The 20,219-nt window shown below is 56.5% G+C and carries 20 protein-coding genes and 1 tRNA gene; 12 read left to right on the top strand and 9 right to left on the bottom strand.

Annotated elements, in window-relative coordinates; genetic code table 11:
* Positions 1-133: 133 nt before the first annotated feature.
* Positions 134-865, bottom strand: coding sequence for an IS21-like element helper ATPase IstB (gene istB, locus ACOERD_RS17005; protein ID WP_419737606.1), 732 nt, complete (start codon positions 863-865; stop codon positions 134-136).
* Positions 852-2,360: an IS21 family transposase gene (istA, locus tag ACOERD_RS17000; RefSeq protein WP_419737605.1), complete on the bottom strand. Its 1,509-nt coding sequence runs from the start codon at positions 2,358-2,360 to the stop codon at positions 852-854. Before istA ends, istB begins: the two co-directional genes overlap by 14 nt.
* Before the next feature lie 99 nt (positions 2,361-2,459).
* Here istA and ACOERD_RS16995 point away from each other — a divergent pair, with 99 nt between their 5' ends.
* The 3 genes from ACOERD_RS16995 to ACOERD_RS16985 are packed head-to-tail and all read left to right on the top strand — an operon-like array spanning position 2,460 to position 4,232.
* Complete coding sequence (locus ACOERD_RS16995) at positions 2,460-3,656, top strand: TrbI/VirB10 family protein (protein ID WP_419739822.1); 1,197 nt, start codon at positions 2,460-2,462, stop codon at positions 3,654-3,656.
* 3 nt (positions 3,657-3,659) lie between these two features.
* Positions 3,660-3,887, top strand: a complete 228-nt coding sequence (locus tag ACOERD_RS16990) for a DUF2274 domain-containing protein (RefSeq protein ID WP_419739821.1) — start codon at positions 3,660-3,662, stop codon at positions 3,885-3,887.
* Between the two features lie 27 nt (positions 3,888-3,914).
* Entirely contained in the window at positions 3,915-4,232 is a 318-nt protein-coding gene (locus tag ACOERD_RS16985) for a DUF736 domain-containing protein (RefSeq protein ID WP_419739820.1), read from the top strand.
* A 202-nt stretch (positions 4,233-4,434) separates the two neighbouring features.
* On the opposite strand, the gene ACOERD_RS16980 is transcribed toward ACOERD_RS16985, so the two are convergent.
* Together ACOERD_RS16980 and ACOERD_RS16975 are read right to left on the bottom strand one after the other, a co-directional pair.
* On the bottom strand, positions 4,435-5,823 hold the full coding sequence (locus ACOERD_RS16980; protein ID WP_419739819.1) for a DUF6538 domain-containing protein: 1,389 nt from the start codon (positions 5,821-5,823) through the stop codon (positions 4,435-4,437).
* Positions 5,824-5,955: 132 nt separating this feature from the next.
* A tRNA-Leu gene (locus ACOERD_RS16975) sits at positions 5,956-6,042 on the bottom strand.
* 130 nt (positions 6,043-6,172) lie between these two features.
* Here ACOERD_RS16975 and ACOERD_RS16970 point away from each other — a divergent pair.
* Positions 6,173-6,832: a DsbA family oxidoreductase gene (locus ACOERD_RS16970; protein ID WP_419739818.1), complete on the top strand. Its 660-nt coding sequence runs from the start codon at positions 6,173-6,175 to the stop codon at positions 6,830-6,832.
* Between the two features lie 39 nt (positions 6,833-6,871).
* Positions 6,872-7,528: a lipoyl(octanoyl) transferase LipB gene (gene lipB / locus ACOERD_RS16965; RefSeq protein ID WP_419739817.1), complete on the top strand. Its 657-nt coding sequence runs from the start codon at positions 6,872-6,874 to the stop codon at positions 7,526-7,528.
* On the opposite strand, the gene ACOERD_RS16960 is transcribed toward lipB, so the two are convergent.
* Positions 7,525-7,833, bottom strand: coding sequence for a DUF6476 family protein (locus ACOERD_RS16960; RefSeq protein ID WP_170551447.1), 309 nt, complete (start codon positions 7,831-7,833; stop codon positions 7,525-7,527). The two genes, lipB and ACOERD_RS16960, sit on opposite strands and share 4 nt — an antisense overlap.
* Between ACOERD_RS16960 and ACOERD_RS16955 the strand changes: the two genes are divergently transcribed.
* From ACOERD_RS16955 to ACOERD_RS16940, 4 genes are all read left to right on the top strand, one after another.
* Complete coding sequence (locus tag ACOERD_RS16955) at positions 7,832-8,866, top strand: RluA family pseudouridine synthase (RefSeq protein WP_419739816.1); 1,035 nt, start codon at positions 7,832-7,834, stop codon at positions 8,864-8,866. The two genes, ACOERD_RS16960 and ACOERD_RS16955, sit on opposite strands and share 2 nt — an antisense overlap.
* 145 nt (positions 8,867-9,011) lie before the next feature.
* A complete protein-coding gene (gene rpoH, locus ACOERD_RS16950) occupies positions 9,012-9,908 on the top strand; it encodes an RNA polymerase sigma factor RpoH (RefSeq protein WP_419739815.1) in 897 nt (298 codons plus the stop codon).
* 162 nt (positions 9,909-10,070) lie between these two features.
* Positions 10,071-11,045 (top strand): Gfo/Idh/MocA family protein, encoded by a 975-nt coding sequence (locus tag ACOERD_RS16945; RefSeq protein WP_419739814.1) that lies wholly within the window; start codon positions 10,071-10,073, stop codon positions 11,043-11,045.
* 59 nt (positions 11,046-11,104) lie between these two features.
* Positions 11,105-11,374 (top strand): DksA/TraR family C4-type zinc finger protein, encoded by a 270-nt coding sequence (locus tag ACOERD_RS16940; RefSeq protein ID WP_419739813.1) that lies wholly within the window; start codon positions 11,105-11,107, stop codon positions 11,372-11,374.
* Between the two features lie 107 nt (positions 11,375-11,481).
* On the opposite strand, the gene ACOERD_RS16935 is transcribed toward ACOERD_RS16940, so the two are convergent.
* The 4 genes from ACOERD_RS16935 to ACOERD_RS16920 all read right to left on the bottom strand — a co-directional run bounded on the left by ACOERD_RS16935 (position 11,482) and on the right by ACOERD_RS16920 (position 16,357).
* Positions 11,482-12,990, bottom strand: coding sequence for an FkbM family methyltransferase (locus ACOERD_RS16935; RefSeq protein ID WP_419739812.1), 1,509 nt, complete (start codon positions 12,988-12,990; stop codon positions 11,482-11,484).
* Positions 12,991-13,206: 216 nt separating this feature from the next.
* Positions 13,207-15,027 carry a M3 family oligoendopeptidase gene (locus tag ACOERD_RS16930; RefSeq protein WP_419739811.1) on the bottom strand — a complete coding sequence of 607 codons (1,821 nt, stop codon included), beginning with the start codon at positions 15,025-15,027 and terminating at the stop codon, positions 13,207-13,209.
* Between the two features lie 92 nt (positions 15,028-15,119).
* A complete protein-coding gene (locus tag ACOERD_RS16925; RefSeq protein ID WP_419739810.1) occupies positions 15,120-16,067 on the bottom strand; it encodes an alpha/beta hydrolase in 948 nt (315 codons plus the stop codon).
* Positions 16,067-16,357, bottom strand: coding sequence for an SCP2 sterol-binding domain-containing protein (locus ACOERD_RS16920; protein ID WP_170376483.1), 291 nt, complete (start codon positions 16,355-16,357; stop codon positions 16,067-16,069). Before ACOERD_RS16920 ends, ACOERD_RS16925 begins: the two co-directional genes overlap by 1 nt.
* A gap of 30 nt (positions 16,358-16,387) precedes the next feature.
* Here ACOERD_RS16920 and ACOERD_RS16915 point away from each other — a divergent pair, with 30 nt between their 5' ends.
* From ACOERD_RS16915 to ACOERD_RS16905, 3 genes are read left to right on the top strand one after another with little or no spacing between them, the layout of a single operon-like run.
* Positions 16,388-16,996, top strand: a complete 609-nt coding sequence (locus ACOERD_RS16915) for a tetratricopeptide repeat protein (protein WP_170469968.1) — start codon at positions 16,388-16,390, stop codon at positions 16,994-16,996.
* Positions 16,997-17,019: 23 nt separating this feature from the next.
* Positions 17,020-19,830: a helicase-related protein gene (locus ACOERD_RS16910; RefSeq protein ID WP_419739809.1), complete on the top strand. Its 2,811-nt coding sequence runs from the start codon at positions 17,020-17,022 to the stop codon at positions 19,828-19,830.
* Positions 19,831-19,836: 6 nt separating this feature from the next.
* The gene (locus tag ACOERD_RS16905) at positions 19,837-20,211 is read left to right on the top strand and encodes an RNA-binding S4 domain-containing protein (protein WP_419739808.1); all 375 of its coding nucleotides are present in this window, start codon (positions 19,837-19,839) and stop codon (positions 20,209-20,211) included.
* The last annotated feature ends 8 nt before the right edge of the window (positions 20,212-20,219 follow it).

Raw genomic sequence — 20,219 nt, 5'->3', positions numbered from 1 at the left:
AGAGGGGCGTTGAGGGGGTCGTGTTTAGGTTGATTCAGGAGGGGGTGGACAGCAGGTCAAACCGAAAAGAGAGCGTAGCTCGACTGAAGGTTTGACCTGCTGTCTGTTTTGAATTTATTCCCCGATTTCGAGGTTAGTCGCGGTGGTTAATTCGCCAGCTTTCGTTCCCGGTTTCGATGATATCGCAATGGTGTGTCAGTCGATCCAGGAGAGCAGTGGTCATTTTGGCATCTGTGAACACACTCGGCCATTCAGCAAATGCGAGGTTGGTTGTTAGCAGAATAGACGTTCGCTCGTACAGTTTGCTGATGAGATGGAAGAGTAATCGTCCACCAGACTCTGCGAACGGCAGATAACCGAGTTCGTCTATAATCACGAGGTCGACGCGGATCAGCTGCTCGCTGAGCCGCCCGGCGTTGCCTTCGCGATGTTCAGCCTCCAGCTTGTTCGCGAGATCCACAGCGCTGAAGAACCTGACCCGCCGGCGGTTATTGACCGCGTGGCCCCCGATCGCTGTTGCGAGATGCGTTTTGCCCGATCCGGTTCCACCGACCAGCACGCCATTCCTGGCCTGGTCCATAAAATCGCCGTCATGAAGATTGCGCACGACTTCCTCGTTGACGGGGCTGACCGTGAAGTCGAACTCAGGTAAGGACTTGCAGACCGGGAACTTTGCGGCACCCATCTGATACCGGATCGAGCGCGCAGTCTTTTCGGCCAGTTCGGCCGTGAGGAGTTCGGCCACGACCTGTTGGGGCCGCCAGTTGTTTTTGGCTGCGGCCTGCATCACTTCGTCAAAGCAGTTGACGATGCCTGGCAACTTCAGTTGACGGGCAAGTTCGAGAATTTCCTTACGCAGTTGCATGGGAGCCTCCAAGCCTGTCATAGCGAGCGCAATCCGCGATCGGTGCCATTTTCAGCTGCAGGTGGGCAGGCGGCTCAATCGCCTTTGGCGGCGGGGGATTGGTGCGCCGAGAGACAATGTTCAGGATCGCATCGGCCTTGCGCAGGCCAGATTTTAGAGCTTCTTCGCAGGCAGCCTCGACCACATCAATGTCGTGCTGGTAAGCAGCGAAAAGAATATCGGCAAGTTGCCGGTCTCCGTCGGATGTGCCCCGCAGATGGGTCCAGATCTGCGTCATTGCCGGTGGTAGGTCCCAGTCACGGAACGGTGCTCCATTGCGCAGAGCGCCAGGCTTGCGCTTGAGGACGGGCACATAGTGCCAAGGGTTGAAGATCGTTTTTCCTCGGCCGAAGCACCGTTCGTGCTCTCCGACAATCTCACCGTCTTGGCGCAGGACAATCCGCGTGGCGTAGACCTGCAACTGGACCTGACGTCCAACAGCTCTTGCCTCAACGCTGTATTTGTTTCTTTCGAAGTTGATCAGGCAGGTTCGGCTCACGGCGACCGTCTTTTCACGGAACCCGACGAAGGGCTTCTGCAGATGCGTCAGCAGCGGCTTTTCCTGCTGGAACTCCTCCCAGACCGTCACCTCCAGGTTTTCCGGATGCCGCAGTTCTTTTGCGCGTTTGATCGCGTCTTTTTGCAGCCGGGCATTCAATTCATCGAAGTCGGCCACCTCCAGACGCGGTGTAAAACTATAGGCGCGGCTCTCCTTGACCAGATTCTCAACCTGACCCTTCTCCCAACCGGCCGCGCGCGTACAGGCGATCGGGTTCACCAGATGATGAGAACACATCCGGGAGAATGCCTTGTTGAACTTTCTTTCCTTGCCCGACAGGATCGCATCGACGGCGGTCGTCATGTTATCGTAGATCCCGTTGATGCAGCCTCCACCAAAGAATTTGAAGGCCTCGTCGTGGGCATCAAAGACCATCTCCTGCGTCTCGCGCGGATAGGCAATGGAGAATGGCATGCGGCTATGGCAAAGTTTGAAATGGGCAACCTTCACGGTCGTGAGTGCACCGTCCATCAAAACCGTCTCCACACTCCAGTCGAACTGGTACGCCTCCCCAGGATCAAAGATCAGCGGGATGAACGCCTGCGCCTGTTGTCGGCCGTGCGCAATGCGCCAATTCTTTGTGTAGCGTCGAACACTGTCATACCCGCCGCCAAAACCATCATCGGAGAGTTCCTTCCAGATTTTGGTCATCCGCTTGCGGTGTTTCTTCGGAAGCGCCTCGTTCTCCTCAAGCGTTTCATCCAGACGCGCGCGCCAAGGCCCGAGCACCGGGTATGGCTGCGATTTGCGCTCATATTTGAACTCCGTCACTCCCGATCGGATTATCTTTCGAACCGTTGCACGGCTCAAATTGAGCGAACGGCAAATTTCCTTGATGCTCTTTTTTTCGATCAGGTGTAAGCGACGCACTTTTCTAATAGTTTCCACGCAAATCATCCCGCTTGCCTCTCCATCGACTGCTCAATGAAAAGGATGTCTACAACCATAGGGAGGGGTCAAATTTGGACGCCGATTTCCCCGCTTAGGGGGTCAAAATTGCACGCTTTTCTACACCTTGCGATTCGCGCAAAACCAAGGCCTGTTAGACGCTTTAATCGCAAGGCTCTTATCGCTCTTTGCGGCGCAACGGGAATATTCATTCTGAGCGCCGCAGTCATCGCCTTTCGCGATGACGATGGATCCAATGCTGGCGCATCACCGGAACTCTACAAAACAAACCGGAACAATCTGCCCGAGCAGATAACCGCGATGCCGGCCGACTATTCGCAAGTGAAGCCAAAACTTGGCCCGCCTTTGCCCGGTGATCTGGGGCCAGCTTTCTTGGGGCAGCCATCATCTGTCGAAACGCCCCAGGATAATCCGTTCCGCTATCAGGGCGCACCCACGCAGACGGTAGCACAACCGGCGCCGGTCGATGCTGCTTTGGGGTCATCGTTGTTTTTTGTGCGCAATATCGATCAACGCGCGCTGCGAACGGCGCAATCCGTCTCGCAAACTTTCACGCCATCTCTGGATCAGTTTAGCGCGCTGCCACTTACCATCCCGCCACAGTCAGGAAACCAGTCACAAGGCGCGGCTGATCCCAACCGGCAGGACAGAAAAGAAGCCTTCATATCAAGAGATGTCGAGACCGGGATTTATAATCCAAACCGCCTGCAAACACCGATGTCTCCCTATCAGGTCATGGCAGGAACTATTATTCCGGCAAGCCTCGTTACAGGTTTGAACTCGGATTTGCCCGGTCAAGTGATCGCGCAGGTGACGCAGAATGTCTATGATACGACCAGCGGTCAGCATCTTCTTATTCCGCAAGGCTCGCGCCTGATTGGTCAATATGACAGCGTAATTGCCTTCGGCCAGTCCCGCGCGCTGGTCACTTGGCGCCGTATCATCAGACCCGACGGCACATCCCTGGTTCTGGAAAACCTGCCGGGTACTGATCTGTCCGGATTTGCTGGCCTCAAAGATCGCGTCGATAATCACACGCTGCGTCTTTTCGGGGCTGCTGTTCTGTCAACCGTTCTTTCGGTTGGTAGCGAGCTTGGCCGGGATTCCAATGAAGACGACATCATCAAGGCAATCCGCGATGGTGGCCAACGCACCTTAAATCAGGCCGGTCAACGCATCGTTAATCGCCAGCTCAATGTCCAGCCCACCATAAAAGTCCGGCCTGGCTGGCGGCTTAATGTCATCGTGAACAAGGATCTTGTTCTGCAACCCTATCAAGGCTGACCTATGACCACATCAATCAAAATCGCCAAAATTCCGGATACCACACCGATCAAGCATACCATTAGCGTCGAGCCCGAACTTGACCATGACCTGAAAACCTATGCCGCTATATATGAACAGACATATGGCGAAAAAGCGAGCGTCCCGGCGCTCATCCCCTTTATGTTGCGCGCTTTCATCGCATCCGACAGCGGCTTCAAAAAAGCCGTGAAAGCCGCGCAATCATCCTGACTTGTCATCAGTAGAAGGAGTACACCTATGGCAACCATCGGACAGTTTCGTGCCGTCAATGACGGCTACGAAGGAACCATTTCCACAACGCTAATCGCCCGCAAGGTGCGGTTTGTCGCCAATGGAGAAAAGAAGCATGACGAGTCTCCCGATTTCTTCATCAAGACCGGTCAATGCGATCTGGGCGTCGCCTGGCATGATGAATCCAAAGGCGACAATCCAAAACCTTACATTCGCGTTCTGTTGGATGACCCGTGTTTCCCGGCTCCAGTCAACGCTGCCCTGTTTGAACATGACGGCCGCGCGGATTTGGTTTGGTCACGAATGCGCGAAAGAGGGACATGAGGTACAATCGGCCGGTTACGGAAGCAGAGATCGAAGACGGGCTCAGTGTCGTAGCCCGTCTGATCGAATGCTATGGCGACTCCTACTGGCCGATCTTTGAGCGATTGGAAAAGGAACTGCTCGACCGACAAAATCGTCGGCTCAACATGGCTGACAAAATCAGCCAATATTCCAATCGCTCGTTCAATACTAAGCGCAAAACCTAGCCAACAGACGGAAGGCTACTGATAAACCCGTCATCAACGGGATGAGCAATTTTGAGTAATTCGTCGCGGCGGTATTCCATTGAGCCACCATCGCCATAGAGAGGCCGCGAATTTTTGTGGCCCATCAGCAGACATCGAAGGCCATAATCCAGGCCCGCTTCAAGCATTCGTTTCTCAAAGGAATGCCTGAATGAATATATCCTGTGGCTTGTCGTCGGCATCAATTTTCGTGTGCGGAACGCTTTCATAAGAGACCCGGACAACAGATTGCCTTTATCACGATAATGCGGAAAGCCATTCGGCGCGCGTTTCATGGCTTCTAGAGACACACCCACGAGAGGAATATCGCGCACAGACGAAACGGTCTTTAACTGCCGCGTTTTTGTAGCTTTGATTTTGACATGGGGAACAATGTCATCCAGAACGATGTTTTCTGGCAGAATATTCGCCAGTTCGCTGGGTCGGCAGCCTGTTTCAATCATAGCGTACACAATCAACGCAGCCTCATCATTCAATCCATCAAAAACGCCCGGGATTAGAATTTGTGACCGGACAAACTCATCTTCAAAATGCGGAATGTCTTTCAAGCTATTGCCGTTCCCGAAATTGAGATTCCGGAAAGGGTTCTGACGGTTTTCGTCGCCTTCATATTTCCAATACTCACGAAACAGCTTTCGTAGGTTCCCAAGGTCGCGATCAGCACTATTCCCCGAAAGAGGTCGGCTGCCATCGGTCGGGCGCAAGCGATCAGACCACCAATTATAGAATTTTCTCGCATGGTCACGGTTGATCTTGTGCATAGGGAGATCATCAACAACCTTTACGAAATTGCTCACGGCGCGCCGCTTGACCTTTCGCCAGGATTTAAGTTGTGAATCCGATTTGCCAATCTGATCCGTTACAGCAATCTCGGAGAAATAGATTTCAAGTGCTTGCGAGATTTCCACTGCTGGCGGCGAGACCGTACCAAGCACTGCATCGGCCTCAGATTTGTCAGGCGCATTGCGAAACGCAATTACGCTCAACCTGTCCAGAATGTCGGCCACATCCTCTTGCGCGGCAATCTCCTGAACGGGCGTGTACATAAACCCTTTCGCCATCGCCCTCTGCCTAGCGGCTTGGTATTCGCGCATGGCGCGACGAGTCTGCTGACTCACAGGGTTAGTGTCCGTTAGCATCTGACCACTAATAGCTACTGTCGCCCAAAATTGTTCATCCGCCTCTGCAAGAGCATCACGTCGCGCACGCGCAACCTCAAGGGATTCTGTTTTAAGCGACTTTCGGATCATGCCGCGTGGATCGAAATCGGCATATTCAGATGGCACACGGCGCACATAGTGCCACCTATTTCCGCGCCGATGCAGGTGTTGATTCAGGTCTTTCATGACCGCCATAATGTACCTCGATTTGTTACACAATTTGTTACACAAAATCGAAGGCAATTACGGGGTCTAGTGACCTACAGGGGCGTAAATTCAGTCATTACAAAAACTTAAGAGGTCTGTTTTCTGAATTTATGGTGCGGTCGAGAAGACTCGAACTTCCACGGGAGTTACCCCACAGCGACCTCAACGCTGCGCGTCTACCAATTCCGCCACGACCGCACTGCCAATGACTTGGTAGCGCGGCGTATAGACCCTTGGAACCCGGATGTGAAGAGGCAAAAGCGCGTTGGTTTAAATTCAGTACCGGCATTCATATCTTTAACAGCCAACCGCCCTGTAGGAGCCCCCGATGACCACCCCGGATACCCGCCCCGTTGTTCAGATTGATGTTGTCTCTGATGTCGTATGCCCTTGGTGTATCGTTGGCTTCAAACAGCTTGATCAGGCGTTGCAGCAGCAAAACGTACTCGCGCGGCTCAGGTGGCATCCGTTCGAACTGAACCCGCAGATGTCAGCCGAAGGGCAGAACCTGCGCGAACACATCATGGAGAAATACGGCAGCACCGCCGAACAAAGCGCACAGGCGCGCGAGAGGTTGACCTCGATTGGGGCAGAGCTTGGCTTTGCCTTCAATTTCACCGACGACAGCCGCATGGTGAATACGTTCCAGGCGCATCAGTTGTTGGACTGGGCCGAGAGGCAGGGGCGGCAGCATCCCCTGAAGCTTGCGCTTTTCGAAGCATATTTCACGGATCAAAAGGATGTTTCTGACATCGATGTACTGGCAGACGCGGCTGAGGCGGCCCGGTTGGACCCGCAAGCCGCGCGGGCGGCTTTGGCATCCGGGGATCATCAGGCCTCGGTGCGGGAGAAACAGCAATTCTGGACCAGTCGCGGCATTTCCGGCGTGCCTTCGATGGTGTTCGCCGGGAAATACCTGACCACAGGGGCGCAAGGGGTCGAGACATACGCCAATGTCCTCAAACAATGTCTGGAAGAGGCCGCGTGACCTCTTTCCCCCAACCGACCGGCACGGTATGAGGCAAGCATGGAATGGAAGATCTCAGACGGGCTGACCGACTACCAAGAGGCCGTCGCCTTTATGGAGGCACGCGTAGCGGCTATTGCTGCAGGCGAGGCCGAGGAATGCGTTTGGCTGCTCGAACACCCGCCTCTTTACACGGCAGGGACGTCTGCGCGACCCGAGGATCTGACTGACCCTGACCGGTTCCCTGTCTATGAGAGCAAGCGCGGCGGGGAATACACCTATCACGGCCCCGGTCAGCGCGTCGCCTACGTCATGCTCGACTTGAACAAGCGAGGCCGCGATGTGCGCCTATTCGTTAAACAGCTCGAAACCTGGGTGATCGCCGCATTGGATGAGTTCAACGTCAAAGGCGAGATTCGCGACGGGCGCGTTGGCGTGTGGGTGCAGCGAGACGACAAACCGCTGACAATCACCGGACAATCCGCGGAAGACAAGATCGCCGCTATCGGCCTGCGCTTGCGCAAATGGGTCAGCTTTCACGGCATCTCGATCAATGTCGAACCTGAGCTGGACCATTTCTCGGGCATTGTGCCCTGCGGCATTCGGGAGCACGGCGTGACATCGCTGGTTGACTTGGGGTTGCCGGTGACCATGGCAGATGTGGATACTGCCCTGCAAAAGACCTTTGCGGAAGTCTTCGAACGAGCCGACGCCTAGGGCTCCAGCACTATCTCTTGCCGTAGTTTCGCAGTGGTTTTGTCGAAGATCAGGATGCGGTTGTCGTCAGTGACGACGCCATACCAGTTGTTCCCGATCGTTACCGCTTGTGCTTTGGCTCCATCCGGCAGTTCGATCTGATCGGGCAGGGTTGGGGTCCGGTCCGATAGCCGGATGACAATCAGTGCGAATGTCACTAGAACCCCGCCAATCATCACCGCGGTCAGCAACATGACCATGCGCCGAAGCAGCCTCAGCTGTGGCGTTTCCTGCGGTTCTTCTTGAGGTTCGGAAGGGACAGTCATGGGCACCCGACAGGTTGAGTTTCAGATCGCGGCCGCTCCGCCGCCTCGCCTTGATAAGGCGCTTTCGCGGGATGTGCCAGCCGAGGAAAACCTGTCACGCACCCGTCTGGCCCGTTTGATCGAGGAGGGCTCGGTTCTGGTCGAGGGCGCTGAGGTGCGCGATCCGAAGGCCAAGGTGGCGGAAGGAGCCATGGTGGTCATCACGGTTGCAGAGGCCGAAGACAGCCATATCGGCCCCGAGGATATCCCGCTGGACGTGGTCTTCGAGGATGACGACCTGATTGTGGTGAACAAACCCGCCGGGATGGTCGTACATCCTGCGCCAGGTTCGCCGAGTGGAACGCTCGTGAATGCTCTGCTTCATCACTGCGGGGCAGATTTGTCCGGGGTTGGCGGGGTTAAACGACCCGGCATTGTCCACAGGATCGACAAGGAAACCAGTGGGCTACTTGTGGTCGCCAAATCGGATGCAGCTCACCACGGGCTTGCGGCGCAATTCGAGGCGCATAGTGTTGAACGCTACTACCGAGCGGTTTGCTACGGGGTGCCAGATGCCAATGATCCACGTTTGCGGGGTGTCAAAGGCGTCAGTTTCGAGCCGGGCAACATCATGCGACTGACCACTCAGCTTGCCCGACATAAGACCGACCGTCAGAAACAGGCGGTTCTGTTTCACGGAGGGCGGCACGCGGTGACGCGAGCGCGTGTGGTTGAAACATTTGGTGCCCCGGCGGGGCTGGCACTGATCGAATGCTGGCTGGAAACAGGGCGCACCCATCAGATTCGCGTGCACATGGCCCATGCAGGTCATGGTCTGGTCGGCGATCCGGTCTATGGCGGCAAACGCAAATTGGCGGCCAAAGCGTTCAGTGCGGCAACCTCTGAGGCCGTTCGCGCCTTTCCGCGTCAGGCCTTGCATGCCACCGTTTTGGGCTTTGAACACCCGGTAACAGGCGAAAACCTTCGATTTGAAGCGGATCTGCCGCAGGACATGCAGGACCTGATTGAAACGCTGCGCACCCCTCTGTCATAATATGCAAACTCCTGTGAGTAAGAGTTTCTTAGCTTTCCTTTACCCAAGCTTAATTTCAAACTGTTAACGGTACCTCTTGAAAGGGATGGGTTCCTTACCCATATCGTATGTTAAAGAGCTAAACATTTGTCGGAGGGACATCAAAATGGCAAATTACGCAAATCTCCCCGCGCCGACGCCTGAGGGCGGCCTGAACCGCTATATGCAGGAAATTCGCAAGTTTCCTCTGCTGGAGCCGGAAGAAGAATACATGCTGGCCAAGCGCTGGGTCGAAGAGCAGGACACCGAGTCTGCTAATAAAATGGTCACGTCGCATCTACGTCTGGCGGCCAAGATTGCCATGGGCTATCGCGGCTACGGTCTGCCGCAGGCCGAGGTTATTTCCGAGGCCAATGTGGGCCTGATGCAAGCGGTCAAACGGTTCGACCCGGAAAAGGGCTTCCGTCTGGCGACCTATGCAATGTGGTGGATTCGCGCCTCGATCCAGGAATACATCCTGCGGTCTTGGTCGCTGGTGAAGCTGGGCACAACCTCGGCGCAGAAAAAGCTGTTCTTCAACCTGCGCAAGGCCAAGGCCCGTATCGGTGCGTTGGAAGAGGGCGACCTGCGCCCTGAAAACGTCACTCAGATCGCCAATGATCTTGGCGTGACCGAGGAAGAAGTCATCAGCATGAACCGGCGTATGTCCGGCGGCGATGCCTCGCTAAACGCGACCGTCGGGTCCGAAGGCGAAGGCACCATGCAGTGGCAGGACTGGCTTGAGGACGAAGATGCCGATCAGGCGGGCGACTACGAAGCCCGTGATGAGCTGGACGCCCGGCGTGAGCTGCTGGCTGCCTCCCTTGAGGTGCTGAATGATCGCGAAAAGGACATCCTCACCCAGCGTCGCTTGATGGATCAGCCAGTGACTTTGGAAGAACTCAGCACACAATACAATGTGAGCCGTGAGCGTATCCGTCAGATCGAGGTCCGCGCTTTTGAGAAACTTCAAAAGAAAATGCGCGATCTGGCCCGTGAAAAGGGAATGCTTGCAACCCGATAGATCCAAGGATCGCACAGCCCGCAGATATCTGCGGGCTTTTTTTCGATGATAATCAGCGCACTGCGCCGGATACCTCATCCTCTTTTTATCGTGTGTTGACACTTGCTTCGCCTGCGTCTTGAGTCTGCGTCACATCTAAATGGCCTGATCAGGGAGAGAGCGATGCAGAAACCGGTTCAATTTGGTGTTCTGGGGGCTGCCAAATTTGCGCGGCAATATATGGCGCCTGCAATTCACGCCGCAGACGGGGCGCGGTTGGCCGGGCTTGCGACCTCAAACGCGGCCAAGTCTGAGCCTTTTCAGGCTTTTTGCCCCGATCTGACCGTCTATGACGGCTACGAAGCGCTGCTGGATGATCCCGAGATCGAGGCCGTCTATATCCCTCTGCCAAATCACATGCATGTCGAATGGAGCCTGAGGGCGCTGGACGCGGGCAAACATGTGCTGTGCGAAAAGCCGATGACGATGCAGGCGGCTGAGTTCGATGCGTTGATTGAAAAGCGCGATCAGACAGGTTTGTTGGCGGCTGAGGCCTATATGATCGTGCATCACCCTCAGTGGCAGTTCGTGCACAAACTGATCGCTGATGGTGCCATTGGCAAGCTGGTCCATGTGACCGGCGCGTTCAGTTTCGACAATCGAGAGGAAGTGACCAACATTCGCAATCGTGCAGAGACCGGCGGGGGCGGGCTGCGGGATATCGGGGTGTACGTTATCGGCGGCGCACGGTTTGCCACAGGCCAGGAGCCCTCCGCAGTTCAGTCCGGGATCCAGTGGCAGGACGACATCGACACGTTCACCGAAATTCGCGCGCAATTCCCGGGCTTTACCTATTCGGCCTATGTATCGATCCGGATGCACCCGCATCAAGAGATGGTGTTTCACGGCGAAGGCGGTGTCATCCGCCTGACCGCGCCGTTCAACGCGCGGGTCTTTGGCGAGGCGCGGGTCGAGTTGCATCGACCGGGGCTTGAAGTTCAGGTGACCCGGTTCCCAGGTGACGATCACTACAAACTTCAGGTTGAGGCCTTCTGCCGTTCGGTCCGCGACGGGGCGGCCTATCCGTGCCCGCTGGAGTTTTCGCGTGGGACGCAAGAGATGATTGATCGCGTGTTCGCGGATGCCATTCCCCTCTGACTTGCCAGTAGTCGCCCGGCACGCGTATTCTGTGCTGCATCCACAAAAGGAGAGGTGTCATGGCCGGAGGTTGGGCTCGCGATGGTGCGGTAAGCGAACAGATCGAAGCGTCAATTTCCGACGAACTGGCCCGCATGCAGGCGCAAAAGCGGCCGGTCGGTGAAAGCCTGACCCACTGCGCCGAATGTGAGGAACCCATTCCCGAAAAACGCCGCCAAGCGCTGCCCGGCGTCAAGCTGTGTCTGGACTGTCAGCAGGAGAGGGACGGGATATATCAACAGCGGTCAGGAATTAACCGGCGCGGGTCAAAAGACAGCCAGTTGAAGTAGGTCAATTCGATCGTCTCATTTGCAGGAAAAACCACTTTCCCTAATCAGGATTTTGAGGGCGGCTATGTAGAACCGGTTTCTACAGCCATTGCTCGGTTCGTTGATCTCTACTCGAAACGCTTTGACCGGAGAAGAAAAGTACCTCTTTTCAAAAAACAAGAGAGAATCTTGAAGTCTTTGCCTGCAAGAAAATTCAGCACTTCTGGAACAGTGTTCTGTTTCCCTCGTTCAGGGCCAGCATCGACTGCTACGTACTCCACCGAATTCAGTGTGTTTTCTGCGCCACGCAGCACCTCGGGTTCCATTCCTTCTGCTTCTATCTTGAAGAGCTTTATTGCCTCAGGCGCGAAGATCTCCTTGAAAAAAGCGTCGAGCGTTACTTTTCGTACGGATATGATGTCGTCGTACTTCTCCGGTTTGAACAAACTGGAATCCGCAGTGTCAGTCTTTAGGAAAAAGTCCGCAGTGCCTTCGGTATCACTTAGCGCCACATCGTGGCAGTTGCCCGCAACGTTTTTGCGCAGTGCAGAAAATGCCAGGGGATCAGGCTCAAAGCCGTAGTAAACACCGCCTCTTGCCTCACACCATATACCGATCTCACCGATATTGGCCCCGACATCAACGACGACATCGCCTGCAGAAACGAGATTTCCTGCAAGCCCATAGTCACGCAGAAGTTGCCTTCTGCGGCGAATTGTTCCGCGCCTGTACAAGGCCAGGCGTGCCTTGTCAGAAACATAGATCTTCTTTCCACCGGCTTTGTCCTGAGCGTAGTACAGTTCGCTCTGCTCGTCGAAACCGTACGCAATCTTGTTGGTTGCTTCCGGGACTGTCGAGTTGTCGGTGCTTTGTTTCATTGGTATATTTTCTGTTCTTTCTTTTTGGGCGGTCGAAGGCAAAAGGTTCTCCGCTACGGGCGGTCCGACCTTTTGATACGGCGGCTTTTTTTTGCCGCCACGCGGCCACTCATGGAAGTCTGTTTTCTTTATGCTTTCGGAAACAACGTTCCGTTGCTCATTTTGGAGCTTGGACAAAGCTACGGGCAAAGACAACTGGTCTCGCCGTGAATATCGAAGGATATGAGAAAACCAGGTCTCCATCGCCTCAATGCATCCCGGTTCGTTGTGACGACGCGCTAGCATCCCACCCCAAACGGGTTTTTGAAGCATAGTTTCTGGGTAGTAACTCTCGTAAAAATCTCTGTGTTCGTCCAATACAGCCTTGTGCTCATAGCCGGCTTTTTCAACAGCTTGAAACTCTTCGAGAATTGTATTTCGGTATGAATGGAAAAGGCCACCGAAGACGACGTTTTCATTCGGAATTAGCTTTTCCCAAATATTCCAGGGGTTTGTTGTTAAAAACACGGTGCTGTCGATATAGAGCGACGCCGAATGGTCCGCCAACCAACGATGCGGTCGGACTTTCTGTTCACGCGAGCTTCTGAACGCATCCGCTTCTAAAAAGGGGGGAACGGATATGCACGTCCAACCATTGGTTTTCTTTATATCTTGGTCAGTAAAGCAAATGTAGTCTACTTGATCGGCTGCTGTGGTTTCGGGAAGCGGGTACACCCACCCAATAACGTTTGTATAGACTACCAGTCGGTCTTTATTCATTTGCGTCAGCTTGTAGTTCCATTAAGTTTAACTTTTACCTTTTTGCAACCAAGGTAACAAATTGAGTACAGCCGAGGCTAACAGGAGTCAAAATTTCGTTTCTTCCAGAACTGCTTTCAGCAAGCTTCTTGAGCTGTATTTGAATCTTACTCGAGAGCGTGCCCAAAACGCGGACATCCTCGCTGTATTTACCAAAAATCTGGGGGTAGGTCGCCTTCAGCTTTCCATAGCTTCCAGTTCGTCAATGAAGCCCGAGATCATCGACAGGCCTTTGTCCCAGAAGTTGGGATCGCTGGCGTCCAGGCCGAACGGGGCGAGCAGGTCTTTGTGGTGTTTCGACCCCCCGGCGCGCAGCATCTCGAAATACTTGTCCTCGAACCCTTCAGCGCCGCTTTCGTAGACCGAATAAAGCGCGTTCACGAGGCCGTCTCCGAACGCATAGGCGTAGACGTAGAAGGGGGAGTGCACGAAATGCGGGATGTAAGCCCAGAACGTTTCATACCCTTCCATGAATTCGAATGACGGCCCGAGGCTTTCCGCCTGAACGCTCATCCACAGGGCGTTGATGTCGTCCGGGGTCAGTTCGCCCTCGCGGCGGGCGGCGTGCAGCTTGCATTCGAAATCGTAGAAGGCGATCTGGCGGACGACCGTGTTGATCATGTCCTCGACCTTGCCAGCCAGAAGCACCTTGCGCTGTTCCTTGGTTTCGGCCTTGTCCAGCATTTTGCGGAAAGTCAGCATTTCACCAAACACGCTAGCGGTCTCGGCCAGTGTCAGCGGGGTCGAGGACAGCATCTCGCCCTGATCTGCCGCCAGTACCTGATGGACACCGTGGCCAAGTTCGTGTGCGAGGGTCATCACGTCGCGCGGTTTACCCAGATAGTTGAGCATCACGTAAGGATGGACATCGGTCACGGTTGGATGGGCGAAGGCGCCGGGCGCTTTACCCGGCTTCACCGCCGCGTCGATCCAACCTTTCGAGAAGAAGGGCGAGGCGATCTCACCCATGCGCGGATCAAACGCGTTATAGGCATCCATCACCGTCTTTTCCGCCTCGTCCCAGCCGACGATTCTTGTGTCTTCCATGGGCAGCGGCGCGTTGCGGTCCCAGACCTGCATCACGTCCAGACCCAACCATTTGCGTTTGAGCTCGTAGTAACGGTGGCTCAGCTTGGGGTAGGCGGCGACCACGGCTTCGCGCAGGGCCTCGACCACTTCGGGCTCGACGTCGTTCGACAAGTGGCGACCGGTCTGAGCGGTTGGCATGTTGCGCCAGCGGTCGACGATTTCCTTTTCCTTGGCCTGCGTGTTGTGAACACGGGCGAAGGTTTTGATGTTTTCCTGAAACACTGAGGCCAGCTCGCGCGAGGCCGCCTCACGTTTGCTACGGTCCTGTTCTGTCAGCAGGTTCAGGGTGCCTTCGATGTTCAGCTCTTCACCGTCGACGGTGAAAGTCAGGCCCGCGATGGTCTCGTCGAACAAACGCTCCCACGCGTCACCGACAACGCCGAGGTCATGGAGGAATTTCTCCAGCTCGTCAAACAGTTGGTAGGGTTTCATCGCGCGGATACGGCGGAAGACGGGCTCATAACGTGCAAGATCAGCATTGGTCGCGAAATGGGCCTGCAGAACGTCGTCTTCGATGCGGTTGATCTCAAGCGTGAAAAACACCAGAGGGGTGGTGAAGACGGTGATCTTTTCCTGCATGTCCGACAGGAACTTGGCGCGATCAGCATCGGTGGTCAGTTGGTAGTAGCGCAGACCGGCGAAGGACATGATCCGCCCTGCGATGGCGTTGATCTTTTCGTTTCGATGCACGCAGGTCAGCAGGCCTGCGGCGTCCAAATCGGCCAGTTTGCCTTCGTAGTCCGAGGCGAATGAGGCGCATTCACCTTCAAGCCAGTCCAGATCCCGCGTCAGCTCGACCGCTTCTTCCGAGGCATAGAGGTCGGTCAGGTCCCATTCGGGCAGGTTGCCAAGGTTATCGGAACCGCCGACAGCATTTGCATCACGGACGGGAAAGGGCAGGTCGCGCATGGAACACCTCTGATTAGCTTTGTTGCCAAACATCTAGGGCTGGCGCGCCCGGATCACAAGCCGCCAGTCAAGAACAACGCTATTCGGAGGCTCTAAGGGCGATTTGCCAGGAAATGCGCGGTCAGCTCGTCCAGAACCGGGTTGCGAACTTCGGGGGCCTCCATCAGCACCTCATGCTCACCATCGGGGATCTCGACCAGGCGACCATTTGGCCAGTTCGCCATCCGTGCCCGAATCGCCTTGCGGTCCACGATCTGTTCGTGGCTGCCTAGATAGGTCAGGCACGCGGTGTCCGGCGCCGGTTGCTCCATCAGCCATTCACATTCGCTGAGGGCTTCGCGCAACCACTTGTTGGACGGGGCACCAAGTGCCAGTTCGGGGTGAGCCTTCAGCTGATCCTGCATCATCTTGAACATGTCCGGGTCGCGCGTCAGAGAATTGCCCTCGAAAGGTTCCGCCAGAACATAGCTGGTCAAAGACGTGGTCGGCGGGGTGCGTTCCCCCAATCCCAGCGCCGTGCCCCAGTAGGCGGTCAGACGGCTGAGGGGCTTCATGAGCGGGACAAAGAAAATGCCCCACATCGGCCCGGTAAATGCACAGGCTGCAAAGCAATCGTTCTGGATGACCGCCCGCAGGCCGATGGCACCGCCCATTGAATGCCCGATCACGTACCACGGGCGCGGCAGCTCCAGTTTCTCAGCCAGCTCAAGCACCACGGCGACGTCATGCTGATAGTCGGTGAACTTGTCGACATGCCCGATGCGGGGTTCGTCCAGCATGCGGTCGGCCAAGCCCTGTCCGCGCCAGTCGACGGCGAGGGCGGCAAATCCGCGATTCAGGAATTCCCCTGCGGTGCTCGCGTATTTCTCGATATACTCGGTGCGGCCCGGAAACAGGAAGACCGAGCCGTTCTTTGCATCCTCGGGCAGCCAATGTCCGACACGGATGCGTTTGCCGTCGGCGGTGTGGAGCCAATGGGCTGTACCACCGGCCTGGTCGCCGGCCACATCATCATAAAAGGGGGCCGGCGAGTACTCCATCAGGCCAGAACCGATGCAAGCTGCATTGCGATTCCCATGTCACCGTCAACGCTGAGCTTGCCGGACATGAACGCGCCGGTCGGGTTCAGATCGCCGCTGAGGATCTGTTCGAACGTGTCCGCATCCGCGCTGAGTGTCACATCTGCTTCGTCATCACTGACGCGGGCACCGTCTCCGTCCAGAACAATTGCGCCCAGATCGGCGATTGCAAACTTGGCGGACGCATCAAAGCCACCGCCGGCCAGCTTTTCGTTCAGCGCGGCCGCAGCCTTTTCAAGAATCTCGCTCATGCTTTTCCTCATATTGTTTATGCGCCGTGAATGGACATCCTCGGTCGCAACGCTACACTGACCATTGTTATGGGTATTGCAATCACCAATCTCAAAGGTACCGTTGCGGCACTTGCCGTTCTAGTCATGTTTTCCACCAGTGGTGGAGCGCAACAAGCGGATTCCCGCGACGAAGAAGCGCTGTTGAGGCAACTGGCGCAGGCAACGCCAGAGCAAGCCATCGGTTTGGATCGTCAGTTGCAGGCGCTCTGGTCGCAATCGGGTTCAGCCTCGGCTGATCTGTTGCTTGAGCGGGGGCGCGAAGCGCTGGATGACGGCGATATCGAGGCCGCGATCGAACATCTCACCGCGTTGACCGACCACGCGCCCGAATTTGCCGAAGGCTGGCACGCGCGGGCCTCGGCCTTTTTCGGCATCGACCGGTTTGGAATGGCCGCCGCCGATCTGGAACACGCGTTGACCCTCAACCCGAACAACTATCAGGCCATTTACGGTCTGGGCCTGATCTTCGAGGTGGTCGGCAAACCCGATCAGGCGCTTGAGGCTTATTCCCGCGCGTTGGCTATACATCCCCATCATGAAGAAGTAACCAATGCCATGAATCGGCTGAAGCCTCAGGTTGAAGGCAAGGCGCTGTAAGTCGGAAGGCGCAGGGGGCAAAGGTGAGCGGGTCATCCCGAGTAGTGGCCGTACTTGGCCCGACGAACACAGGTAAAACTCACTACGCGATCGAACGCATGTTGGGGTATCGGACTGGTGTCATCGGCCTGCCTCTACGTCTGCTCGCGCGTGAGGTCTATGACAAGATCGTCGCCATTCGCGGCCCCTCGGTCGTGGCGTTGGTGACAGGCGAGGAACGGATCGTACCACCGCGCACGCAATTTTGGGTCTGCACGGTCGAGGCGATGCCCGAAGGTATGGGCGCCGATTTCGTCGCGATTGATGAAATTCAGCTCTGCGTAGATCCCGAGCGTGGCCACGTCTTCACTGACCGGTTGCTGCGGTCGCGGGGAACGAATGAGACGCTGTTCATGGGGTCCGACACCATGCGCGGACCGATTGCAGCACTTGTGTCCGAGGCGCAGTTTGTACGGCGCGAGAGGATGTCTCAGCTGGTGTATTCGGGGTCGAAAAAGATCAGCCGAATGCCCCCGCGCAGCGCCATTGTCGGGTTCTCGGTCGAAAACGTCTATGCCATCGCCGAGCTGCTGCGCCGTCAAAAGGGTGGGGCGGCCGTGGTCATGGGTGCACTCAGCCCGCGCACACGGAACGCGCAGGTCGACCTCTATCAGAATGGTGAGGTCGACTATCTGGTTGCCACCGATGCCATCGGGATGGGCCTGAACCTAGATGTGAACCACGTAGCGTTTTCGTCCCTGACCAAATTCGACGGTCGCCGGATGCGCCCCTTGGCCCCGAATGAGTTGGCCCAGATCGCGGGCCGGGCAGGCCGGGGTATGTCGGATGGCACGTTCGGCGTGACTGGCGAGGCCCCGCCATTGGACGAAGGTGTCGCGCAGGCGATCATGGACAGCCGCTTTACGCCGATGAAAAAGCTGAACTGGCGGAATGCCGCCCTTCGCTTCGGCTCAGTGGACGCGCTGATCGACTCGCTAGAGGTCAGCCCGAATGACGAACATCTGACCAAGGCCCGCCCTGCAGACGACCTGAACGTGTTAAAATCGCTGTCGCAAGTGACCGAAGTCGCAGCCCGCGCCAGCGATGGCCCATCGATCAGATTGCTATGGGATGTGTGCCGAATTCCCGATTTTCGGGGCATTAGCCATTCGGAACATGCCAATCTGCTTGAGGTGATCTACGGCCATCTACACGAACGCGGCGCTATCCCGGACGACTTCATGGCGCGGCAAATCCGCCGGATCGACCGCACGGACGGAGATATTGATGCGCTGTCCAAAAGGTTGGCTTATATTCGCACTTGGACATATGTTGCGCAACGAAACGGCTGGGTCCGTGACGAATCGCATTGGCGTGAGGAAACGCGCACTGTAGAAGACAGGTTGTCGGACGCTCTGCATGATCGTCTGACGCAAAGATTTGTGGACCGGCGCACCTCGGTGTTGCTGCGCCGGCTCAAACAGAAGGAGGCCCTTTTGGCCGAAGTAAATGACAAGGGTGAAGTGACCGTCGAAGGCGAATTCGTCGGTCGTCTGGAAGGGTTCCGGTTTACACCGGACAAAAGCGCGCAAGGGGCTGAGGCGAAAGCGCTCAAGTCGGCCTCGCTGCAAGCACTCGCGCCGCAATTCCATCTGCGTGCCGATCGTTTCTACAATGCACCCGATACCGAAATTGATTTCACAGATCAGGGCGGCCTGATGTGGGGCGAATACGCTGTCGGCAAACTGGTTGCTGGGGCTGAGCCTCTCAAGCCGATGGTCGAGGTTTTTGTGGATGAGGCCGCAGGGCCGGACGTCGAACAGAAGGTGCAGCGCCGTCTGCAGCACTTCATCGACCGTAAAGTGGCCGCGCTTTTCGAGCCGCTGCTGAACCTGTCTCGAGACGAAGAACTCTCCGGTCTGGCGAAAGGCTTTGCCTTCCGCATGGTCGAGGCGCTGGGCGTGCTGCCCCGCGCGCAGGTCGCGCAAGAGGTCAAGGATCTGGATCAGGACGCCCGCGGCGCGCTGCGCAAGCACGGCATCCGTTTTGGTCAGTTCACCATCTTCATGCCGCTGCTGCTAAAACCTGCGCCAACGCGCCTCCGCCTGGTTCTCTGGGCACTGTCCAGCGGTCTGCAGGAATTCCCCGAGGCACCACCTCCGGGTCTGGTCACTGTGCCGGTCGCCAAGGATGCGCCGCAGGGCTATGACACCATGTGTGGCTACCGCGATGCGGGTGAACGCTCGATCCGGATCGATATGCTGGAGCGTCTGGCTGATATGCTGCGCTCTGAGGACAGCCGGGGTGGCTTTGAAGCTAAGCCTGACATGCTCTCGATCACAGGCATGACGCTGGATCAGTTCGCGGACCTGATGCAGGGTCTGGGCTACAAGGCCGAACGCGGTGAGCGTGAAAAGGTCAAAGCCGTTCCGGCTGAGGCACCTGCGACTGAAGTGGCAGAACACCCCGCCGCCGAAGAAACCCCGACCGTCGAGGCCTCGACAGATGAGGTCGCCGCACCCGCCGAGGCGCCAGCCGAGGCCACCGAAAGCACCGAGGCGGCAGCCGAGGCTCCGGCCGCGGAACCTGCAAATGACGAACCCGAGGTCGAGGTGTTCTACACCTTCACATGGGGCCGTCAGCGCCAACAAAATCGCGGCCCGCGCCGTGAACAGGGGCAGGGCAAAGGCAAGCCGCGTGGGAAACCTCAGGACGGTCGCAAGCCGCAAGGCAAGAAGGGCGGCAAGCAACAGGGCGCGAAGTCCTTCTCGTCCCGGCCTCCGAAGAAGGAAAAGGCGATTGATCCCGACAACCCGTTTGCAGCAGCGCTGATGGGTTTGAAGGGCGGCAACTGATCCGTCATGGATCAGACCAAGCTGCGGATCGACAAATGGCTCTGGCAGGCGCGGTTCTTCAAGACCCGTAGCCTGTCGGCCAAACAGGTCAGCGGCGGCCATGTCAGGCTGAACGGCAACCGCGTTCTGAAACCCGCCCAAGCGGTGGTTCCCGGCGACGTTCTGACCTTTCCACAGGGCGAAATCATCCGGGTCGTTCGCGTCGAAAAACTCGGCGACCGCCGCGGTCCGGCCCCCGAAGCGCAAACATTGTACTTCGATATGACGGAAAAGAAGGACATACCGCCCAAAAACCCGTCATATGAGGGAAAAGGTCGTCCAACCAAGAAAGATCGGCGCGCGCTTGATCTTTCTCGCACTCCAAACGGCCCCACGTCTTGAAGCCAAAC

The sequence above is a fragment of the Ruegeria sp. genome (assembly GCF_965199275.1).
GTDB lineage: Bacteria > Pseudomonadota > Alphaproteobacteria > Rhodobacterales > Rhodobacteraceae > Ruegeria.
Note: the sequence above shows the minus strand (reverse complement) of the source record. Positions and strands in the feature narration are given on the sequence as shown.